This is a genomic window from Daejeonella lutea, assembly GCF_900168015.1.
In the GTDB taxonomy this organism is placed as follows: domain Bacteria; phylum Bacteroidota; class Bacteroidia; order Sphingobacteriales; family Sphingobacteriaceae; genus Daejeonella; species Daejeonella lutea.
Genome location: NZ_FUYR01000001.1, coordinates 909,811 through 932,506, shown reverse-complemented (window position 1 = coordinate 932,506; position 22,696 = coordinate 909,811). Strand labels below are relative to the sequence as shown.

The 22,696-nt window shown below is 42.2% G+C and carries 18 protein-coding genes and 1 tRNA gene; 14 read left to right on the top strand and 5 right to left on the bottom strand.

What is annotated here, in order from left to right; translation table 11 throughout:
* The first annotated feature begins 271 nt into the window (after nt 1-271).
* From purL to fbp, 5 genes are read left to right on the top strand one after another with little or no spacing between them, the layout of a single operon-like run.
* The gene (gene purL / locus B5X60_RS04105) at nt 272-2,494 is read left to right on the top strand and encodes a phosphoribosylformylglycinamidine synthase subunit PurL (RefSeq protein WP_079701377.1); all 2,223 of its coding nucleotides are present in this window, start codon (nt 272-274) and stop codon (nt 2,492-2,494) included.
* A gap of 1 nt (nt 2,495) precedes the next feature.
* Nucleotides 2,496-2,885 (top strand): SMU1112c/YaeR family gloxylase I-like metalloprotein, encoded by a 390-nt coding sequence (gene gloA2 / locus B5X60_RS04100; RefSeq protein WP_079701376.1) that lies wholly within the window; start codon nt 2,496-2,498, stop codon nt 2,883-2,885.
* Nucleotides 2,882-3,592: a tRNA1(Val) (adenine(37)-N6)-methyltransferase gene (locus B5X60_RS04095; RefSeq protein ID WP_079701375.1), complete on the top strand. Its 711-nt coding sequence runs from the start codon at nt 2,882-2,884 to the stop codon at nt 3,590-3,592. The genes gloA2 and B5X60_RS04095 overlap by 4 nt, the downstream gene beginning before the upstream one ends.
* A gap of 9 nt (nt 3,593-3,601) precedes the next feature.
* Nucleotides 3,602-4,096 carry a metallophosphoesterase family protein gene (locus B5X60_RS04090; protein WP_079701374.1) on the top strand — a complete coding sequence of 165 codons (495 nt, stop codon included), beginning with the start codon at nt 3,602-3,604 and terminating at the stop codon, nt 4,094-4,096.
* A gap of 19 nt (nt 4,097-4,115) precedes the next feature.
* Nucleotides 4,116-5,186, top strand: a complete 1,071-nt coding sequence (gene fbp / locus B5X60_RS04085) for a class 1 fructose-bisphosphatase (RefSeq protein WP_079701373.1) — start codon at nt 4,116-4,118, stop codon at nt 5,184-5,186.
* Between the two features lie 153 nt (nt 5,187-5,339).
* Here fbp and rnhA read toward each other — a convergent pair whose 3' ends face one another.
* Nucleotides 5,340-5,807, bottom strand: coding sequence for a ribonuclease HI (gene rnhA / locus B5X60_RS04080; protein WP_079701372.1), 468 nt, complete (start codon nt 5,805-5,807; stop codon nt 5,340-5,342).
* Nucleotides 5,808-5,972: 165 nt separating this feature from the next.
* Between rnhA and B5X60_RS04075 the strand changes: the two genes are divergently transcribed.
* Nucleotides 5,973-6,046, top strand: a tRNA-His gene (locus B5X60_RS04075).
* A 56-nt stretch (nt 6,047-6,102) separates the two neighbouring features.
* Here the strand turns inward: B5X60_RS04075 and B5X60_RS04070 are convergent.
* The 3 genes from B5X60_RS04070 to B5X60_RS04060 form a co-directional block, all read right to left on the bottom strand.
* Nucleotides 6,103-6,987, bottom strand: coding sequence for an EamA family transporter (locus B5X60_RS04070; protein ID WP_079701371.1), 885 nt, complete (start codon nt 6,985-6,987; stop codon nt 6,103-6,105).
* A gap of 47 nt (nt 6,988-7,034) precedes the next feature.
* Nucleotides 7,035-7,799 (bottom strand): type I methionyl aminopeptidase, encoded by a 765-nt coding sequence (gene map, locus B5X60_RS04065; RefSeq protein WP_079701370.1) that lies wholly within the window; start codon nt 7,797-7,799, stop codon nt 7,035-7,037.
* 179 nt (nt 7,800-7,978) lie between these two features.
* Nucleotides 7,979-8,476 (bottom strand): hypothetical protein, encoded by a 498-nt coding sequence (locus tag B5X60_RS04060; RefSeq protein ID WP_079701369.1) that lies wholly within the window; start codon nt 8,474-8,476, stop codon nt 7,979-7,981.
* A 446-nt stretch (nt 8,477-8,922) separates the two neighbouring features.
* Here B5X60_RS04060 and B5X60_RS04055 point away from each other — a divergent pair, with 446 nt between their 5' ends.
* Complete coding sequence (locus B5X60_RS04055) at nt 8,923-10,770, top strand: glycoside hydrolase family 13 protein (protein ID WP_079702295.1); 1,848 nt, start codon at nt 8,923-8,925, stop codon at nt 10,768-10,770.
* A gap of 102 nt (nt 10,771-10,872) precedes the next feature.
* Here the strand turns inward: B5X60_RS04055 and B5X60_RS04050 are convergent, their stop codons facing one another.
* Nucleotides 10,873-11,397 carry a pyridoxamine 5'-phosphate oxidase family protein gene (locus B5X60_RS04050; protein WP_079701368.1) on the bottom strand — a complete coding sequence of 175 codons (525 nt, stop codon included), beginning with the start codon at nt 11,395-11,397 and terminating at the stop codon, nt 10,873-10,875.
* A gap of 138 nt (nt 11,398-11,535) precedes the next feature.
* On the opposite strand from B5X60_RS04050, the gene B5X60_RS04045 reads away from it, so the two are divergent.
* The 7 genes from B5X60_RS04045 to B5X60_RS04015 all read left to right on the top strand — a co-directional run bounded on the left by B5X60_RS04045 (nt 11,536) and on the right by B5X60_RS04015 (nt 22,681).
* A complete protein-coding gene (locus B5X60_RS04045; RefSeq protein WP_079701367.1) occupies nt 11,536-13,149 on the top strand; it encodes a DUF6377 domain-containing protein in 1,614 nt (537 codons plus the stop codon).
* Nucleotides 13,150-13,583: 434 nt separating this feature from the next.
* The gene (locus B5X60_RS04040) at nt 13,584-14,930 is read left to right on the top strand and encodes an alpha-amylase family glycosyl hydrolase (RefSeq protein WP_079701366.1); all 1,347 of its coding nucleotides are present in this window, start codon (nt 13,584-13,586) and stop codon (nt 14,928-14,930) included.
* Between the two features lie 82 nt (nt 14,931-15,012).
* On the top strand, nt 15,013-16,917 hold the full coding sequence (locus tag B5X60_RS04035) for a helix-turn-helix domain-containing protein (RefSeq protein ID WP_170878378.1): 1,905 nt from the start codon (nt 15,013-15,015) through the stop codon (nt 16,915-16,917).
* A gap of 133 nt (nt 16,918-17,050) precedes the next feature.
* Nucleotides 17,051-17,881: a 3-keto-disaccharide hydrolase gene (locus B5X60_RS04030; RefSeq protein WP_079701364.1), complete on the top strand. Its 831-nt coding sequence runs from the start codon at nt 17,051-17,053 to the stop codon at nt 17,879-17,881.
* A gap of 17 nt (nt 17,882-17,898) precedes the next feature.
* Nucleotides 17,899-19,407: a Gfo/Idh/MocA family protein gene (locus tag B5X60_RS04025; RefSeq protein ID WP_139377354.1), complete on the top strand. Its 1,509-nt coding sequence runs from the start codon at nt 17,899-17,901 to the stop codon at nt 19,405-19,407.
* 5 nt (nt 19,408-19,412) lie between these two features.
* Nucleotides 19,413-22,148 carry a PQQ-dependent sugar dehydrogenase gene (locus tag B5X60_RS04020; protein ID WP_079701363.1) on the top strand — a complete coding sequence of 912 codons (2,736 nt, stop codon included), beginning with the start codon at nt 19,413-19,415 and terminating at the stop codon, nt 22,146-22,148.
* A gap of 131 nt (nt 22,149-22,279) precedes the next feature.
* Nucleotides 22,280-22,681 carry a hypothetical protein gene (locus B5X60_RS04015; protein ID WP_139377353.1) on the top strand — a complete coding sequence of 134 codons (402 nt, stop codon included), beginning with the start codon at nt 22,280-22,282 and terminating at the stop codon, nt 22,679-22,681.
* The last annotated feature ends 15 nt before the right edge of the window (nt 22,682-22,696 follow it).

Genomic DNA, 22,696 nt, shown 5'->3' with positions numbered 1-22,696 from the left:
GTCTTAAAAAATAAAGGCGATTTCCGAAAAATGTGCAAAAATTTACACCTTTTTCGGAAATTTCTCCATTTGGAGCCGAAAAGTAATAAGTTGTATGTGCTAAGTCTTTGTGTTGTTCTACGAATTTTGGTATTCAGCTTTATGTAAAGTGATATCAAAATACATTGCGCCTCATCATTTTTAAGTTACCGGTCGTTGTAACTTATTACTTAGAACTCATAACTTATAACTTTTTTCCTACTTTTGACCATCCCAACAAAAAACCGATACATTGGAAAATTCGCATTTAACTACCGTAGAAACAGCTAAAGATTTAGGCCTTCTTCCCGAAGAATTTGATAGAATAAAAGAAATACTGGGGCGCACTCCAAATTTTACAGAGCTTTCGATATTTTCTGTCATGTGGAGTGAACACTGTTCTTATAAAAACTCAATAACCTGGTTAAAGACCTTACCTAAAGACGGTCCCAGGATGCTTGCAAAAGCTGGTGAAGAAAATGCGGGTATGGTTGATCTTGGCGACGATATTGCCTGTGTCTTTAAAATTGAGTCTCACAATCATCCATCTGCTCTCGAACCTTACCAGGGAGCAGCTACCGGTGTTGGTGGTATAAACCGGGATATATTTACAATGGGTGCGCGTCCCATTGCTCAACTGAATTCGCTTCGTTTTGGTGACCCGGAGCAGGAACGTACAAAATGGCTAATTAAAGGTGTCGTGAAAGGAATCGGACACTACGGTAATGCTTTTGGTATACCAACGGTCGGTGGGGAACTGTTCTTTGATGAGTGTTACACAGTTAACCCACTTGTAAATGCAATGTCTGCAGGGATTGTTAAACCTGGAGAGACCGTTTCTGCAACTTCGTATGGTGTTGGAAATCCTGTTTATATAGTTGGGTCAGCTACAGGAAAAGATGGAATCCACGGTGCTGCATTTGCATCAAAAAATATAACTGAAGATTCGATAAATGATCTTCCTGCTGTCCAGGTTGGTGACCCCTTCCAGGAAAAGTTATTACTTGAGGCGACACTTGAAGTTATCAAGACCGGCGCTGTAGTTGGTATGCAGGATATGGGTGCTGCCGGTATAATCTGCTCAAACTCTGAAATGTCCGCAAAAGGCGAACATGGGATGAAAATCAACCTTGACCTTGTCCCGGTGCGTCAGGAGAATATGAAACCCTTTGAAATCCTTCTTTCAGAATCGCAGGAGCGTATGCTTATTGTGGTGGAGAAAGGCCGCGAGAAAGAGGTGGAAGCAGTCTTCGATAAATGGGATCTGAATTGTGCCATCATTGGTGAAGTTACAGACACGAAGCGCTTGCATTATTATATGAATGGTGAGTTGGTAGCTGATGTTCCAGCGGATGATCTGGTTCTTGGTGGAGGAGCCCCTGTTTACAAAAGGGAATTTAAAGAGCCAGCGTATTATCAGGAAAATTTGAAATTTAATATCGATGATATCAAGGAGCCCTCGGATTTAAAAGCGGTCGCTGATCATTTGATTTCTCATCCAAACATTGCTTCAAAGAGATGGGTTACTGACCAATATGATTCTATGGTTGGTACGGCTACGATGACTACAAACCGTCCAAGCGACGCAGCAGTAGTTAGCGTCAAAGGTACCGACAAAGCTATCGCCTTATCCGTCGACTGTAACTCCAGATATGTTTATGCTGATCCGGAGAAGGGTTGTGCTATAGCTGTAGCGGAAGCTGCCCGTAATATTACCTGTGCAGGAGGGGAGCCTGTTGCTATAACTAATTGCCTGAATTTTGGTAATCCCTATGTTCCTGAAGTTTACTGGCAGTTTGTTGGTGCGATCAAGGGAATGGGCGCAGCATGTACGAAGTTTGAAACTCCGGTAACAGGCGGAAACGTGAGTTTTTATAACCAGTCATCCGATGAAGGGCCGGTTTTTCCAACTCCTACAATTGGTATGCTGGGAGTGCTTGATGATTTAAGCACATTCATGACGTCTGATTTTAAACAAGCCGGCGACCTGATATATATGGTAGGTGAAAGTGTGAATGATATTTCATCTTCCCAATATCTGGCATCTTATCATAAGATAACTGCTTGCCCTGCACCACACTTTGATCTTGATAAAGAATATGCGATGCATCAGGTGATAAAACAGTTGATCAGGCAGAATCTTATTCAATCCGCACATGATGTTTCCGATGGTGGTCTTTATATCGCCTTATTAGAATCATCGATGCCTAATGGTCTTGGTTTTGAGATTGAAAGTGATTCCGGTGTTCGTAAGGATGCATTCCTGTTTGGCGAAGCACAGGGCAGGGTAGTCGTATCGGTAAAGGTAGAACAGCAGGAAGAGTTTATTGAATTACTTGCAACCTCCGAAACCGAATTCAGCCTTTTGGGCAAGGTTTCGTCCGGAAACCTGAATGTTGATGAAATAAGCTTTGGATCGGTTAATGATTCGCAATCCATTTACAACAACGTTCTACATAACATACTGGGGGAATAAGATGCTGAAACTTAACCGCGTACACCATATAGCAATTATATGTTCTGATTATGCGGTTTCAAAAGCCTTCTATACAGAAATTCTTGGCCTTGAGGTCGTACAGGAAGTATACCGAGCTGAACGGAATTCCTACAAACTTGATCTCGCTGTAAATGGAATCTACCAGATCGAGTTGTTTTCTTTTCCTGAACCTCCCTTACGAGCCTCCAGGCCTGAGGCCCGCGGTTTGAGGCACCTTGCGTTTGAAGCAGATGACCTGGATAAGGCAGTCGATGACTTGAGCTTTCATGGTGTAGTTGCAGAAGATATTCGAACTGACGAGCATACCGGAAAGCGTTTTGTGTTTTTTAAAGATCCCGACGGACTTCCTCTGGAACTCTACGAAATATGACTAAGGTTTTCCAGTTCAAACAGTTCAGCGTTGACCAGACCAATTGCGGAATGAAAGTTAATACCGACGCTGCGTTATTGGGGGCAATTGCTGAAAATGAACGCATTGAGCGAATACTGGAGATCGGTACTGGTACGGGAGTCATTGCCCTGATGGTCGCACAGCGATATCCTGATGCAATAATTGATGCCGTCGAGATCGACGATGGGGCAGCAGAAACGGCAGGCCTGAATTTCCATAACTCACCTTTTGCAGATAAAGTCAACCTCGTTAAATCTTCTATTGAAGATTATTTCTCCGGCTCTGCAATCAGGTACGACCTTATAGTTTCTAATCCTCCATACTTCATAAATTCGCTGCACTCGACCGAACCGTCAAAACAACTTGCTAGACATACCAATGAAGATTTCTTTCGAAATCTCATATCACAAGCGGCTGATCATTTAAGTTCTAAAGGTCTGCTATACCTGATATTACCGCTTGACACTGCCGAATTAATCAAATGTCTGCTTGGTTCTAGCACCTTAGAAATAAACAAGACCATATTCATTCATTCTTTTCACCATTCCAAACCCTATCGATGTATATTGGTTATTGGTTTTACAGAGGTGGCTGACAATACTCAAAAATTCGTGATCTATGATAGGCAGAATGTTTATACGGAAGAATATCGAATGCTTCTGAAAGAATATCTAACAATTTTCTAGTTTGTTTATATGACAAGGATAGGCTTGATATCAGACACTCATAGTTATCTGGATGACTCGGTCTTTAAGCATTTTGAGAACTGCGACGAGATTTGGCATGCGGGCGATTTCGGAGATAGCAAGGTTTCGGATGCCTTAGCTGAATTTAAGCCGCTTAAAGGAGTCTATGGGAATATCGACGGGCGGGAAATTCGATCCCAGTATCCTGAGGATTTGAAATTTATTTGTGAGGATGTGAAAGTATGGATGACCCATATAGGCGGTTACCCTGGAAAATATGATGGACGGATACGGTCTGATATACTACTCGAAAAACCCGACCTATTCATCTGCGGGCACTCGCATATTCTTAAAGTGATTTATGATAAAAATATTACCTGTTTACACTTAAATCCCGGCGCGGCAGGTAAGTACGGTTGGCATAAAGTTCGTACATTGCTTCGATTTTGCATTTCTGAGGATAAAATTCTTAATTTGGAGGTCATTGAATTAGCGAGTAGGTAATGTATAAAGTACACTAAGTATGTCTGGAATTTTAACTTTAGGCCAGTTTATAATTGAAAAACAAAGCGATTTCCCCTATGCAAAAGGAGAGTTGTCGCGCCTCCTTCGGGATATTGGAATTGCAGCCAAAATTGTTAACCGCGAAGTAAATAAGGCCGGATTAATGGACATCCTCGGAGAGGTAGGAACGATAAACATCCAGGGTGAGAATCAGAAGAAATTAGATGTATTTGCAAATGAGCAATTTATCTCAGCCTTAACAAGCGGTGGAGAGTGTTGTATCGTTGCGTCAGAAGAAAACGATGAGTTCGTGCCAATCGACGCAGAAGTTTCTAAAAATGCACGTTATATTGTAGCAATTGACCCACTTGACGGCTCGTCCAACATAGATGTAAATGTGGCTGTAGGAACAATCTTTTCGATTTATAGACGCAAGTCAACGGATGGAAAGGCTACTCTGGAGGATGTACTTCAGCAGGGAACAGAGCAAGTTGCGGCTGGATATGTGATATACGGATCTTCAACCATGCTAGTTTACACCACCGGTAAAGGTGTGAATGGATTTACACTTGATCCCTCGATTGGGGAGTTTTGCCTGTCGCATCCAAATATGAAAATCCCGACGGATGGAACTATTTATTCCATCAACGAAGGGAATTATGTACACTTCCCGGATGGGGTAAAGAAATATCTGAAATATTGCCAGATTGAAGATGAACAAACATCTCGTCCTTATACATCTAGATATATCGGATCGATGGTGGCGGATATCCACCGTAACATGATAAAGGGCGGTATTTTCATCTATCCGACAACTTCGAGTGCACCCAATGGTAAGCTGAGGCTTGTCTATGAATGTAACCCAATGGCATTTATCATTGAACAGGCCGGAGGAAGGGCTACGGATGGTTATAATCGAATATTGGATCAGCAAGTGACCTCTTTGCATCAGCGTTCAGCCATATTCATCGGCTCAAAAAATATGGTTTTAAAAGCTGAGGAACTTATGCAGCAGTATTCGGCATTGACGCCCGGTGAGAAGGCGGAGCGGAAGTTGGAAGGACTGGGGATAATTGGAGGGATAGATTGAGGGTCGTTTTAGCGGTAATCAGTAATCGGTAATCAGTAATCGGTGCAAACGTACACACCTGGTATTCTGATTACAAAACCCTGCGTTGTTAACCGAGCAGTACCGATTAACCGATCACCGTTTACCCGATTACCCGATCTCTAACACTCCAACTCAAATTCCTAATTTCAATTCCTCACTCTCAAACACCGTATCCACCAACAACTCCTTCTGCTTTCCAGCCATCACTGCAAGCTCGTCGCAGCGTTCGTTTTCAGGATGTCCGTTATGACCGCGCACCCACGTGAATTTGATCTTATGTAATTTATAGACTTCGAGGAAACGCAGCCATAGATCTTTATTTTTCTTTCCTTTGAATCCCGTCTTTAACCATCCGAACACCCATTTCTTCTCAACAGAATCAATTACATATTTAGAATCGGAGAAGATCATCACTTCCTGTCCCGGCTTTTTTATACTTTCCAAGCCTTTGATCACTGCAAGTAATTCCATCCGGTTATTCGTTGTTTTACGGAAACCTTCGGATATCTCCTTATAGTGCTGGCCTGAGCGAAGTATAGCACCATAACCTCCCGGTCCGGGATTTCCGCTCGATGCACCGTCAGTATAAAGCTCAATCATGTATATTACTAATGAGAGGCAATTATAAGGAATTTGTTTCAAGCTCAGGTTCTTAGACCCCGCGTTCTTAAATAAATGTTATAAACGCGCAAATTATATCATCAGATGGATAAAAAAATTTGCAGAGTATAGTGAAATTCTTACTTTTGCATACACAAAAAAACGGTGGCTGTAGCTCAGTTGGTTAGAGTATTGGTTTGTGGTGCCGAGGGTCGTGGGTTCGAGCCCCATCAGCCACCCAAGTTTTGAAAGCAGTTCTGAAAAGAGCTGCTTTTTTTGTTACACTATTTCCCTCTTACTTGGATAGTCGCGAAAAAATTTCCCGTACCTGTTTCTCAAGCTGATTGAAAACTAAGCCTGCCATGATGATAATGCACGCGATAATCTTCCATAAGGGCATTTCTTCCCCTAGAACCAAAGCAGAACTTATTAACCCTACCACAGGCACGAGCAGAGTATAGGGAACAACAACTGTCGTAGAGTAAGAATTCAAAAGAAATCCCCACATTCCATAGCCTACAGTCGTCGACATGTAGACAATGTACATTACGGATATAATCGTTTCTGCGTTGATATGTGCAAAAGATGTAACGATGGATTCTGGGCCTTCCAAACAAAGAGAAATTACCATCATGAATGGAAATGCGACAAGATTTCCCCAGGCAACGAGGGCTAGGGACGACTCTGATGCGACCTTCTTTGAAAACATATTACCAACGGCCCACGACATTGCAGAAAACAGCGTTAGTATAAACCCTAATAACGTCGTACCTGCACCTACATGAATTGCTACCATCGCTAATCCTGCGAAAGCAATGAGGGCACCAATTATCTTCCATTTACTCGGCCGGTCATGAAATACCACTGCGGCCAGACCCATAGAGAAAAACACCTGTACCTGTAATACCAGTGAAGCCAAACCCGGTGATAGCCCTAAATGCAGCCCTGTAAATAGTAATCCGAACTGCAACACAAAAATAAAGAAACCGTATCCGAAAACAAGCTGCCATGAAGCTTTGGGTTTGGGAATAAAAAATACAAAAGGGATAGCAGCGAGGCCGAATCGTACTGCGCATAATAAGAATGGCGAGAACGTTTTCAGGGAATAATGTACAGCGATGAAATTGACTCCCCAGATGGTGACAGTAAGGAGAGCTAAAAGGATATGCTTTAATTTCAAATTAGGGACCGGGAGTAAGAACAGTTGTTGTTATTAAAGTTTGAATATTAGTCCCAGATTCCGTTAGCGGCAGTAAGAATTATTGGTGTGCCTTCGGTCACCATGATCGTGTGCTCATGTTGTGCCACATGGCCGCCGCGATTGCCAACTAAGGTCCAGCCATCTTCCTGCTGGTCAGCATACGTGGAATCTGTGGCAATAAACGTTTCAATTGCCACAATTGAATTCTTTTTAAAGCGGGTAGTATTGTGTCGGTCATAACAATTCAGGATATCGTGCGGCTCTTCATGAAGGCTTCTCCCCACACCGTGACCTGCCAGATTCTTAATGACTTTATAACCCGATTGTCTGGCCTGTGTTTCAATGAGTTTCCCGATGTCTGCAATTTTTACACCTCCTTTGATATGGCTTATAGCTCTTTTCAAAATCTGTTTGGAAATATCAACCAGAGGCTGGAGTTCATTTAAATCCCGGCCGAGAATAAATGAACCGCCATTATCCGCCCAAAAGCCATTCAACTCTGCAGATACATCTATGTTTATCAGGTCGCCCTCTTGTAAAACCCTTCTTGCCGAAGGTATGCCGTGTGCAACTTCATTGTTGACACTGATACATGTCCAGCCAGGAAACTCATAAGTAAGTTTTGGTGCTGACTTAGCGCCCATGGCAGCAAGGATATTTCCTCCAAAATCATCAAGTTCTTTAGTCGACATACCTGGTGAGGCATGTTCCCGCATTTGTTTTAAGGTTTCAGCAACAGCTTTGCTCACCTGTTCCATTCCGGCAAATTCGTCCTGAGTTGTGATTGACATATTATTCTTTTGAACAAATATAGGCCTTTTAAAATTATTGGCAGACTAGCCAGCCTATTCAACAGCCTACATGGCTTATCCGCTAAATAGGGTAGCTTTAAAGCAAATAACCTCGTAAACCCACGGCAAGATTGCGCGAGATCACGAGGTTCATTCTCTTTTGATTATATACGCTGAGCTTATTTAGCTTTAGCGCTGGTTTTTTTCGGAGTAGCAACTTTTTTGGCTGCCGGTTTAGAAGGTGCTTTCGCCGTCGCAGGCTTTTTGGCAGCGCTTTTCGGTGCAGATGCAACAGAAGTTTTAGTGTCAGCTTTTTTAGTTGAACCCGATGCCTTCTTGGCATTTGCAGCTACGGTTGGTTTACTGGTTGTTTTCGTTGTCGTTGCTTTTTTCGTTGCTGTGTTTGTTGTTTTCACAGCCGGAGCTGCTACTTTTTTCACAGCTTCTGGTTTCTTAGCAGCTGCATTTGTCTTAGGAGCCGCTGCCTTGGCCGTGCCGGCCTTTTTTGCAGGAGATGTTTTTTTAGTGCTCGCTTTAGATGTCAGTGAGTCAAACTTATTTTCCGCAGACTCCTGAAGGTCTTCAGCTACTTCTTTTGTCCCTTCAAAAAATTCTCCGATGGTTTCCTTTACTTTTTCGAAAAATCCCTTTTCTTCTGGTTTAGAATTCTTGCTCATGGTTTTATGTTTTTAATTACCGCTTTTATTAACCAACAGATTTATGATTTGTTTCGGCAAAATAATTTACACCATGAGATGCCCGATGATTTTTTGTTTGTCGATTTTATAGTAATGATGTGCGGGTTTGCCTCGCATTGGATTTAATCAATCAAGCGGGGGGATATAATCTGATCTAATAGGGGATGGGATTATCTGCCTGAGCAAAACGAAGGATATTGCTATTGAGCAGAAATCTATATTTTACGGACCGGCAGCTTTAGTTAAATATTTGATAATAAGATAGATAAAAAGGGTGTCGAAATCTTAAATTCTATATCGTCTATCTCGACCTGATTGATTACCCATCAATTATATTTTCCTTTATATCTATCATTTTGCTTGAAAATGATGGATCAAAATTATTAGCAGAATTACAAACCGATTTCTATCTGACATTTAATAAGATGAATAAAGCACTACTTTCAATTCTATTTTTTCTAACAGTTCTACAAGCCAGCGCACTTGAAATAACCCGCATTGAACCTGCTTCATGGTGGGTTGGTATGAAAAATACAGAGCTTCAAATCCTTGTTTATGGACAAAATATTTCTAAATCGAAAGTTAGTCTAAGCTATCCCGGAGTCAAGATTAAGGACGCAGTGACAGTTGAAAGCCCCAATTACATATTTATCTATCTGGATATCTCCGCAAAAGCAAAACCGGGTACTATGAATCTGGTTTTTACTTCTGGCGTTGAAAAGTTAGTGCAGGCTTATCCGCTTATGCCGCGTGCTAAAACTCCGGGTGCAGCTGGTTTTACTTCGGCTGATGTGCTGTACCTTATTACACCGGATCGTTTTTCAAATGGCAACCTGACTAACGATATTCTGGAAAACTCAACAGTCAATAGAAAGAATGCTAATTCCCGTCATGGCGGCGATCTGCTGGGTATAGAGAACCATCTCGATTATATAAAAGATCTGGGTATTACAACAGTCTGGCTTAACCCTGTCCAGGAAAATCATATGCCTGGAGGATCATATCATGGGTATGCTATTACTGATTTCTACAGAGTGGATCGCCGCTTCGGTACAAATGAAGAATATCGTATGTTCATTGAAAAGGCACATAGCAAAGGGTTAAAGGTAGTGATGGATATGATTTTTAACCATAGTGGTAGCGCGCATTGGTGGATAAAAGATCTGCCGTCCAGAGATTGGTTAAGCTCACCAGACGTTTACATGGGTAGTAACCACAATAGATGGGCATCACTGGACAGCCACGCCCCCAAAAGCGAAAAGGATAAACTTATCAACGGTTCCTTTGTAAGGACAATGCCCGATTTAAACCAGCAGAACCGGCATCTGGGTACTTACCTCATCCAAAACAGTATTTGGTGGATAGAATATTCGCGTATAGATGGTATTCGCCAGGACACGCATTTTTATGCTGATTTTGATTTCATGGCGAGATGGTGCAAGGAGGTTGAAGCTGAGTATCCTGATTTTAATATTGTCGGCGAGACATGGTTCCCCGGCGGTACAGCAGCAAGTGCATGGTGGCAGCGTAACTCTTCTTTGAATAAAAAGAATTCACACCTCGAAACAGTGATGGACTTCAATCTTGTCTTTAGAATGCAGAAGGCTTTTGATGAAGAATCTAGAAGTAGTGACGGAGATCAGGCAGGTTTGTTCACCCTCTATGAAATAATAGCCCAGGACTTCCTTTATGCCGATCCAGATAAGGTGCTTATATTTCTGGATAATCATGATATCAGTCGATTTATAAGAAAAGATGAAAAGGACCTGAATCGCTACAAACAAGCATTGGCATTTTTGCTTACAACCCGAGGAATTCCCCAATTATTTTATGGAACCGAGCTCCTGATGAGCGGAACAAAACAGGAGGGCGACGGTCAGATGCGAAAAGACTTTCCGGGAGGATTCCCTGGTGATACAGTAAATGCCTTTACTCCGGAAGGTCGTACCGATATGCAAAATGAAGCATGGAACTATATGCAAAAACTCCTGCTATGGCGCAAATCAAATTCGGCAGTTACAAGTGGCTCTTTGCAGCATTATATGCCAGAAAGCAATGGCGTGTATGTTTACGCAAGGATAAAAGACGAGCAGCGGGTACTTGTTATACTGAACGGAAGCAACGCAGATAAGTCCTTACAGATGGAGCGATTCAAAGAATCTACTGGCAAATATACTGCAGGTAAAGATATTATTAGTGGTAAAAGTGTTGATATCCAAACACCGGTGAGTATCCCGGCCCGTGGTGTAATGATTATTGAACTAGGTAAATAGCGATGAATCAGGAAACAAGAACCAAAGCTGGGGCGCTATCTTCACGAGCATGAAAGTTCACCATCCAGCGTCTTGATTCCTGGTTCTTGTATTAATATTTGATTAGCTCACATCCAACCTGCCTTCAACGCTGTCATCCATGGCCTTACCGGTTACTAATGAAACCGCTATCTTGAGAAATGCCACCGCTTTACCGTGTTTTGTATCCCAGTAATATCCCTGGGTTGGATCGACTTTGATCAAACTGATCATTGGGTCGTTCTTACCCTTCTCAAACCAAACTTTAAACATGGGCTGCCAAAGTTCGTCTATTTTTTGCTGGTCATCTATCGTTTCGGCGATACCATAAATGCTTATATACCCCGTGTGTTTGTCGGCCTGAAACAATAGTTGTACGAAAGGATCTTCAGCGATCTCCGCATTTTTGCCGCTGTCTTTTCGGCTCAGAAACCAGATACTGCCATCTTCATCTACTAATTGTTCTGACATCGGCCGGGTTGAAAACGGCAATCCTGTTTTTATTCCAGAACAGAAAAAGCAATTTTCAGCCTTTTCCACTAATTCTTTCAATTTTGCTTTTGCCTCGGGACCTTCGAGGTTCTTAAGGTGATCTTCTGCGTGTTCCATAGGTGATTTATTTTATTGATAACCCCGAAAGTCCGGCCGATGTTTTTAAGTTTTGAAATGAACCTCTTTAATAGGTATTCGTTTTAAGAATTAATCATAAGTTTGGAACGAGGAATAGTTGAAAATTGGCATTTGAAGATGAAATATACTGTCGTTTTACTAGGGTTTCTGTCCATCAGTTTTTCGGGATTTTCTGATACTCCAGGTTTGCTTAATAAACTTGATAAGGCTTTAGCCAAAAAAGACAGCTTCACGAATTCCAAACTCACCAAAATAGAAACCCTTAAAGACAGATTAAGGGTTGGGGGGGATGCCGTATTAATCTTCAATCAATACCTTGAGATTTTCAATGAATATAAAACCCTGAATTTTGATTCTGCTTATGCATATCAGAAAAAAGCATATAATACTGCAATCAAACTGAATGACACATCAAAAATAAATCGCTCCAAAATTGATCTTGCATTCATCCTGCTCTCCTCTGGAATGTTTATAGAAACGAAAGAGGTGATAGATGCCATCGAGATAAGCAGCCTGGATCAAAAAAGTAAAATTGAATATTATGGACTAAAGGTGCGTTATTATTACGACTTATGCGATTTTGTAAAAGACAAATCATATTGTGATTCATACCTGAATTCCGGGAATCAATATGCTGACTTGGCAATAAATCTTTCAACATTTGGATCGTACGATTACTTTTTTAACTCAGGTCTCAAAAATTTACAACAAGGTAATCTCCAACGAGGGATATCGGATTATAAAAGCATAATTAATACGCCCGGGCTCGATGGGCATCAGTATGCTATACTGGCAAGCACGTTAAGTTACATGCTTTACAGCACCGGGCAAAAATCCGAAGGCTTTAACTTTCTGATTCGGGCCGCCATTGCGGATATCGAGTACTCAACAAAAGAAAATATAGCTTTATTTAAACTTGCTGATACGCTTTTCCATGCTGGTGATAATGAACGAGCCTATCATTATATGCAGGAAGCTATGGCTGATGCTGAGTTTTATGGTGCACGGCACCGACAGCTGCGTGTTGGAACCATGCTGCCGGTAATAATGGGTAAGCAGCTCGCCCTTGTTGAAGAAAAGAATTCTCTTATCTACAAATATGCTTTGAGTGTGACGGTACTTAGTTTGTTGATTGTTGCATTCATTGTAATCATTTTTATCCAGTTGAAGAAGCTAAAAGCTGCTGAGCAATCGCGTTCGGCAGCCAACGCGGCGCTGCTTCACACGAATAAAACTATCACCGAAACTAATACGGCCTTACGTGATGCGAATCGTATTAAGGACGAATATATTGGCTACTATTTCAATATTAACTCTGAATACATTGATAAAATAGAGCGTTTTAAAACCTCTATATCGCAGAAACTGGAGATGGGCAGATATGACGATATTAAAAAGAGCATCTACAAGATTGACCTGAAGAAGGAGCGTGAAGACCTTTCACAAAGTTTCGATCGTGTTTTTATTAAGCTGTTTCCTGATTTTGTCAAAGAGTTCAATTCATATTTTAAAGATGAAGACAGAATTGAACTTCCACCTGATGTATTGCTTAATACCGAGCTTCGGATCTTTGCGCTGATCAGACTAGGTATACACGATAATGACCGTATCGCCAAGATTCTCGATTATTCTGTCAATACAATCTATTCTTACAAAACCCGCATCAAAAATAAATCATTTGTTCCAAATGATGAGTTTGAAGATAAGATTATGGCTATAAAAGCCCATTAAAAATCAATATTCAGCTTCTAAATTATATCAGGTAACATTCTGATAGTCAGATTATTTCCTGAACTTACTTATTATTACTTTCTATATTCCTCAAGTTTTGTGTTGTTTCGGACGATCAGAAAGACTTCATTTGTTTAGCAAACCAACAAAAACCCCGCTAGAAGCTAATTTTCGTGAATTAAATGCAAATTGTAATTGGAAATTTTTTAAGCATCCGGGCTTCAACATCTTTTGGGATATTGGGTTTAGTTCTCATTGCACCAGCCTTAGATTACAAATGGTTATGTAAGCTTTCGGCTTATTTACACCGGGAATCCATCGCTGACATGTCAGGCATCCGATCCAGAAATTTCTGCGTTCGAAGCACCTCGGTTATTGTCCAACCGCACAACAACTTCCTCATAATTTGTCCCAATCGCTAAGCTAATCCGAATATGAAAAGAAACTTTACTATCCTTTTATTCACTATCCTTTCAATCTGTTGCCCAATCATTACGCTAGCGCAGGTACAGCCAGTGCAATATGGAAAACCGTTTACCAAAGTTCCGGATCGACGGGATGTATCTATTTATCAGGTAAACATAAGAACGTTTAGCAAGGAGGGTAACCTGAAAGGGGTAGCCTCAAGACTGGATTCAATCAAGGCCCTGGGTTTTAACGTAGTTTACCTGATGCCAATATTTCCTGTAGGCAAAATAAAGGCCGTAAATTCACCGTACTGTATCCAGGATTACACATCAGTTAATCCTGAATTCGGTACGCTTGACGACCTCCGTGCTGTAGTTGACGGTGCGCATAAACGAGGCATGTCATTGATTCTGGACTGGGTTGCCAATCATACATCCTATGATCATCCCTGGACTAAAGACAAATCGTGGTATCTCCAAAATTCAAACGGTAACATTATTAGTCCGCCGAATATGGGCTGGAATGATGTCGCCCAGCTTAATTTTAACAACCCCGAAATGCGCCTTGCATCTATCGCGGCAATGAAATACTGGGTATTGGCAGCAAATGTCGATGGGTACCGCTGTGACTACTCGGACGGCCCTCCCTTTGATTTCTGGAAGCAAGCTTTGGATACGCTCAAAAATATCAAATCCCGTAAATTGATCCTGCTTTCTGAAGGGCGACGAAGTGATCATTATGCTGCCGGGTTTGACTATAATTTCGGTTTCCGGTTCTTTGATAACTTGAAAAGAATTTACAAAGGCAACCGTTCGGTACTGACTATCGACAGCTTAAATGTAAGCGATTATGCTGGTGCTGAAGGCGGGCAGCAAATAGTACGTTACACATCCAATCACGACGTTAATGGCTCAGACGGAACTCCCCTCGATCTTTTTAACGGGACGAAAGGTTCACTTAATGCATTTATGATCGTCGCGTACATGAAAAGCATCCCTATGCTTTACGGAGGGCAGGAGGTAGGTCTGCCTTATCGTCTAACTTTTCCATTCACGGGAAGGAAGATTGACTGGAACTTAAATCCGGATATTACCGCTCAGTATAAAAAGATCATTGCTTTCCGCAATAGTAGTGTCCCAATACGCCGCGGAACTTTGACCTCTTATAGTACAGCCGATGTTTGCGCATTCACCAAGGAAGCAGGTAATAAGCGTGTTTTCGTGGTTTCAAATCTGCGCAATACATCGCTTAGTTACACTATTCCCGAAAAAATTGTAAATTCCAAATGGGATGATGCCTTTACAGGAACCAAAATTAAACTGACCAATACGATCACCCTTGAACCTTATTCTTACTTTGTTTACAAAAATTAAGAAATGAATCCCATCCAGATTTCACCTACTTTCCTGATATACTAACGCAGTAATGGGCAATACCAAACAATATTTAAGTACTATGAAAAAGCTAAGACCACTTCTGGCTATCATGTTCCTTTTGATAGGAAACGCTGCCAGCTACGCTCAGATAAGGATTGAAATTGCAAAAATGCCTGCTCTCCTGGCACCTGAACAAGGCTTATATTTTGCAAGCAACATAAACTCGTGGGATCCTGGAGATCCCGACTACAAATTTCAGAAGACTGCAGATGGTAAGTATTTTATAGAACTTCCTGATTCATTAAACTCCTTTCAGTACAAAATTACCCAGGGAACATGGGCCGCAGTAGAAGGCGATGAAGATGGTAAATCAAGGCCTAATCGCACGTTTAGTGTTGAAAATGACCCTAAACACCTTGCAATAGAAATCGCCCGCTGGGAGCAGGGCATTGCCTATAAATTTCAGATAACTGAGATTCCGGCCAATACGCCCCATGACGCCACCCTATACATCACCGGCTCGTTCAATAACTGGAACCCCAGAGATGAGCGATATAAGTTAACAAGGCTTAAAGACGGCACTTACAGGGTCAAAGTGCAAACTGAACTAAGTAAAATCGAATATAAGTTCACCCGTGGTACATGGTCTTCAGTCGAAGGGAGGGATAATGGTAAAGGATTGTCTAATCGTGTAATTTCAACAGACAAAGCAGGAGCAGAAGCAATACAGGTGAATGTTAAAACCTGGGAAGATCTGCCGCGGAGTGCCAACTCGCTATCTTTTTATGAGGTTTTACTATTATGCTCATCAATTATTGGAGTGCTGGCGGTATTGATTATCAGGAATATTGATAATTATGATAAAGAAGCCAACCGCTGGCTGATAACCTTGATATTGATGACTTCGGGTTTCACAGCTGCCAGGGTATTGACAGCAAATAAGGATTTTGTTGAAATATTTCCTAAAATGCTATTAGCCCCCGATTTTATTTTGTTCACTTACGCTCCGGTATTTCTCTTCTATGTTCAAAAATTGCTTTTCAATGCGGTAACACCACCGGCCAATTGGAGATGGCATTTCGTTTTGTTCGTTTTACAAACTATAGCTTATGTTCCTTTATTTTTAATGGATAACACTGAACTTGTACTCGGGCTTATCAATCAAACTATACCGGTCCGGACCTTATTTGCCGTAATTGGAGGACTTGCTGTACTTGTTAATATAGCTTACTGGCTCAACATCCGTGGAGTCATTAATCAATATAAAAAGCAATCTCATTCAAGCTATTCCTATGATGAAAATTTAAATTATTTGAATACGGTAATGACCATTAAGGCTGCCTGTCTCATCCTTGGTTTAGCCACGTCCATTATATTTATCTATGGCTGGATGTATGGTGTGGATGTTTATTCAGCTGCAGAGAGGTGTATCAACTGGATATGGTTCCTTTTTTCGAGTACGTCATATGTTTTAGGATATTTTGCGATCTACAAGTCTAAGATCATCAAGCTGAGTACCAGTCCGCTGTCGGCGAACCATTCCCAATCTGGTGATTCGCCGGTTCATTCCCCCGACAAACGAAATGATGATGCGATGGACGAAGTGGTGATGCAACAGTTTAAGGAAAAATTAGAAAGTTATATGGAGCGCAGCAAACCCTATACAAATCCCCAACTTTCGATAAACGACCTGGCTGGAAAATTAAAAATCCAACCGCATGTCCTTTCCAGAGTGATCAATGAATGCTATGAAAAGAATTTCTTTTACTTTATTAACGAATACCGTATTGATGAATTCAAGCGGAAACTTGAGGATCCTGAGTACAAAAAATATAAACTGCTTTCAATAGCCTATGAGGTAGGGTTTAACTCGAAGAGTGCTTTCAACCGTTCGTTTAAAAAACTCACAAAATATTCGCCGAGTGAATATTTTGCCTCCAGGAAAATGGATCATTGCGAGCTCAGTCAGGAGACAACTCCATGATCCTTTCGACTCCTCTTCTTGAAAGACAATAAATTTGCTAAATCGATTTAATTCTTTTGAAACACGTATAATATTTCTATCTTGGAACGTTTAAAGTGTGCAATCACAACATAACAAAACAAAAACCATCTAAATGAAAACAAGCAATATCCTTAAGGCTGCTTTCAGCATGTCTATGGTCATCTTTAGCGTGGAACTAAGCGCGCAACAGCCAGCTCCTAACGCTGCCAGTCCTGCTCGTCCCCCTCGTGCGAACCCTGCAGATACGGAGGTATGGGAACCTTTACCACCCGTTGTTACACCTGGTAAAACGTTGAACGAAGTTCCTTCTGACGCGATAGTGTTATTTGATGGTAGCAATCTGGACGAATGGATCACGGTTAAAGACAAATCACCTGCGAAATGGACGGTTGGTGGAGGAATGTTCACTGTAAATAAAAAGACAGGTGGCGGGAATATAGAAACGAAAAGGTCGTTTAAGGATTACCAGCTTCATATAGAATGGATGGTTCCTGCTTCAATACAGGGTGCTGGTCAGGGACGTGGAAACAGCGGACTCTTCCTGGCCTCAACTGGCGGAGGTGACGCAGGGTATGAGCTGCAGATCCTTGACTCATATAATAATGAGAATAAGACGTATGTTAACGGTATGGCGGCCAGCATTTATAAACAATTTGCACCGGCGTCAAATCCTGCAAAAAAGGCAGGGGAATGGAATGTTTACGATATCAGCTGGAAGGCTCCGACCTTCAACGAAGACCGTACAGTGAAATCACCAGCCAGAGTAACAGTTCTTTTCAATGGCGTATTGGTACATAACAATGTCGAGTTGCTGGGCGAAACCGTATTTATAGGAAAACCATCCTACAAACCCTATGTATCCGCACCAATTAAGTTACAATCGCACGGCGACCCGAGCGAACCAATAAGTTTTCGCAATATTTGGGTGAGGGAATTAAATTAACCGAAAGAAGAAATAGAATGAAAGAAAAAGACACATTGAAAAAGGAAAGTGGCCAATCACGCCGTAATTTCATTAAAACCGGTGCATTAGGCGTGGCTGGTTTTACGATTGTTCCCCGCCACGTTTTAGGGAGAGGATATCTTGCTCCAAGTGATACGTTATACATCGCCGCAGTTGGAGCAGGTGGCCAGGCAAATACCGACATAGGTGCATTTGATCGGAGCGGAAAAGCCAAAATTGCGTTCTTATGTGACGTTGATTTTGATCGTGCATCTGCTAACATCAAAAAATTCCCGGACGCGAAGAAGTATGTCGATTGGCGTGAGATGTTTGACAAGGAAAGTAAGAACTTTGACGCTGTTTCTGTGACTACTCCCGATCATACTCATGCAGTCGTAGGTTCGGCTGCAATGTCATTGGGCAAACATATATGGATCCAGAAACCACTGGCTCATGATGTATTCGAAGTACGTCACTTAACTGAAATGGCGAAAAAATATAAGGTAGTTAGCCAGATGGGTAACCAGGGATCCTCTAACGACAGCGTCCGCAGCATGCGTGAATGGTATGATGCCGGCCTGATCGGAGATGTTCACACGGTTTATTGCTGGACAAACCGCCCGGTATGGCCGCAAGGAATTGCTTGGCCGACAAAAAGCACAACACCACCAGCTTCACTAAACTGGGATCTATGGCAGGGAACAGCTCCTGCTAAACCCTTTCCAATAGGATTTGCTGAAGGAGGAATTAAGCTTGTTCCGTTTAACTGGCGCGGATGGTGGGATTACGGAACCGGAGCATTAGGTGATATGGGTGCTCACATTATTGAGGCTCCAATGCGTGTTCTTGACTTGGGTTATGTATCTGCTGTAGAAGCCAGTATTGGGTCAACATACGTAGATGAATTTAGAGAAGGTATATTTCCTGATAGCTGCCCGCGTGCCAGCTATGCAATTATGACATTTCCTAAAACCCCTAAAACTCAGGGTCCTGTTAAGCTCCACTGGATGGACGGCGGAATTATGCCTGAGCGTCCGGAGGAATTAGGTCCAAATGAGGCTTTCGGAAATGGTGACGGCGGAATGCTGTTTGTGGGAACTAAAGGTAAGATACTTGCGAATTGCTACGGTACTGCAGCACGTTTACTGCCAACATCCCGAATGAACGAAATTGATGTTCCTGAAAAGTTAGCTCGTGTTAAAGATAGTATGCAGGGACACTGGGCACAATGGGTTGAAGCAAGTATTGCCGGATACGGTAAAATGGAGACCAGCTCGCCATTTGAGAAAGCAGGTTTATTATCCGAAGCTCTTGCGATGGCTAATCTTGCAATCCGCGGATATAATATGCCGAAGACAGTTCAGGGGCCGGCTAACGCAGACGGTACACCAGGACGTGTACGGACGACTTATCCGGGTCGGACCAAGATCCTTTGGGATGCAAAAAACATGAAAGTTACAAATGTTCCTGAATTGAACCAGTTTGTTAAACGTGAGTATCGTGCACCGTGGTCACTTAGTTCTTAATATTAATGAGTGTTAAAAAATCCGTTATAATATTATCTGTTGCTGGATTGTGTGCTTCCATCGCATTCAGCGACCGTTTCAACACCTTTCAGGCTAAACCGGACGAAAGCCGTTTTACGCCTGTAACCCTTACTCAACCTGGCGACCTCGATGAGCCCAACACTTTCGAGGTACTCAAGGACGGGCGGGTATTGATAAGCGAAAGAAAAGGTGATATAAAGTTATTTGATCCTGCTACCGGTGTAACCAGCGTAGCGGGATCAATTGCTGTAAACACCAAGTACACCAGTGCTAAAGGTGTAGTCACTGAAGCAGAAGAAGGCTTGCTGGGCTTGACTGTAGATCCGGACTTTGAAAAGAACCACTGGATATACACATTCTATTCGCATCCGACCCAAAGTAAATTTGTGCTCAGTCGCTGGGATTTTAAAGACAATAAGTTGGTTCCTGGAACGGAGAAAGTGGTACTAGACTTCACCACCCAACGTGAAACTTGCTGCCATACCGGCGGGGGAATGACCTGGGACAAAGAGGGTAACCTATATTTGACTGTAGGAAATAACACCGGTACCTCGCTTTCTTCATCAACTGACGAAAGGCCTAATCGGGTAAACTGGGACGATCAGCGGGGAACTGCAAATACAAATAGCCTGATAGGAAAAATACTGCGTATTAAACCCCAGGCTGATGGATCATATAAGATTCCTGCAGGAAATCTGTTCGCTCCGGGAACGGAAGGAACCCGGCCTGAAATCTATACCATGGGACATCGCAATCCATGGAGACCATCAGTGGACAGTAAAACGGGATTTTTGTATTGGGGGGATATTGGCTCTGATGCGAACGAAGACACAGATATAAGCCCTAGGGGTTATGATGAACTAAACCAGGCACGCAAACCAGGATTTTACGGCTGGCCATACTTTGTAGGGCCAAATGCTGCTTTCAACATCTTCGACTACAAGGAGGGTGAACTGCTTGATCCGAAAGATCCTTTAAAACCGGTGAATAATTCGGTCAATAATACCGGTTTGAAAACATTGCCGCCAGTTGCCGCACCGTTTATATATTACCCTTATGGAGTGTCCGACAAGTTTCCACTGCTTGGCAGCGGAAGCCGTAGTGCAACCGGTGGGCCTATATATCGCAGAGCTGATTTTAAGGATCCAAAAAGACCATGGCCTGCGTACTACGAAGGTAAATGGCTCGCGACAGATCTTGCCAGAGGCTGGATAATGTCAATTTCCATGAATGAAAATGGCGATTACCAATCGATGGAACGCTTCCTGGCTGATTACCGCCCGGTCGAACCAATTGATATGAAATTCGGACCCGATGGAGACCTTTACGTATTAGAATACGGCAGCCTTTGGTTTGCAAAGAGCTCAAGTGCTAAGCTTGTACGGATTGAATATAATTCAGGGAATCGTAAGCCGGTGGTGGCTATCGCTGCTGATAAAATTGGAGGAGCTGTGCCACTTACGGTTAATCTATCATCTAAAAATACAAAAGACGCTGATGGCGATCCCTTACAGTATACCTGGAAGATTAGCACGCCGGGTGTAGCCGACCGTATCATCAAAACCGCTAATCCTGTATTGAAACTTGATAAGCCAGGCGTGTACACTGCATTGCTGACGGTTAGCGATGGTAAAACTTCTAACAGCAAATCATTGAAGATAACGGCAGGCAACAGCCCACCGGATGTTCAGATTAAGCTGACAGGAAACCGCACGTTCTTTTTCGATAACACTCAGCTAGATTACGCGGTATCCGTTGCCGATAAAGAAGACGGTAGCCTTTCAGCGGGAACGATTGACCCCGCTGCTGTTTCAATGAGCATTGACTATGTTTCCGATGGCTTTGATTATGCTGAAATCATACAAGGGCAGCGGAGTGTTGATGCAACCGTGCAGGTTGCAGTAGGAGAGGCGATTATGAAAAAATCCGACTGCTACAATTGCCATACACTCAATACAACCAACATCGGTCCGACGTTTACTCAAATTTCTGAGAAATACAAAAATGATTCGAAAGCGGAGGAGTACCTTGCCGGTAAAATCCGTAATGGAAGCAATGGTGTCTGGACTAAACTGATAGCCATGCCGGCTCACCCTGCAATAACGGAAAATGATGCACGGTCAATTGCTAATTACATACTCAAAGTTAGCTCACAATCAGCTAAAACCTTACCAGTGAAGGGAAGTTATGCAATTAAACTTCCAAAAGACGACGGTGGGACAGGTTCGTACCTTATACGTGCAGCTTATACAGACAAAGGAAAGGGAGCTATTCCGAAATTGACCACAGAGAATACCGTAATTCTGAGAAAACCATCCTTCAATCCGTCTGTAGCAGAGATTAAAGAAAAGGTCACAGTGAAGGTGAATGGAATTGATGGAATAACTAACGTAGTGCCCGTGAACAATGGCATGATTGGGTTCCGGGATATTGATCTTACTGGAATAAAGCAAATTGAACTGAAGGTTACCACTAGTGTGCGCGAGGAAAATCCAGGTGGTAGTATTGAAGCGAGGCTTGATTCACCAACAGGCATTTTATTAGGTACTGCTCAGGTTAGTCCTGTTGCCGATGAAGTATTAGGTGACGCTTCTGCTCCCCGAAAGATAGAACTGAAGCCTGTAACAGGGAAGCATACTATTTATTTCGTATTTAAGAATGCTGGTTCCTCTCCATTGATGCCTTTATTTTCGGTAAATAACATTAAATTTGTGAATTAAATGACATTAGTCAAACACAATAAATAACCACCAATGCAGTTTTACTGTAGAGGTTTTATACAACTCAATTAAAATATTTTGCCCTGCCACGTGCAGGCAGGTCATTACCACTAAAAACAAATTAAAAGAAGATGAAAAAATTACTCACTACATCTGGCGCATTACTACTAATCATGGCTCTTTTCGTAGCTGCAACTGTTGATGGTGCATGGAAAGGTTATGTTGAAGGACAATACAATGTTACTGCAGCGCTGAAAGTAGAAGGAACAGCTTTAACTGGCACTTTTTCTATCATTGATAATAACGCCAAATCTGAAAATCCAGATGATAGCGGTTATAGCCCTTACGTAGCTGCGCAATTGGGAAAGAATGTTATTGAAGATGGTAAAGTAGATGGTGAGAATATTACGTTTTCAACCAAATTTAACGGTAAGCCGGTAAATTACAAGGGAAGCATTGTTGGAGAAAAACTTGTGCTGACCACCACATTTAACGAGCAACCAGTAAAAATCACCCTGAGCAGGGCGAAATAATAACCAAAAACGGAA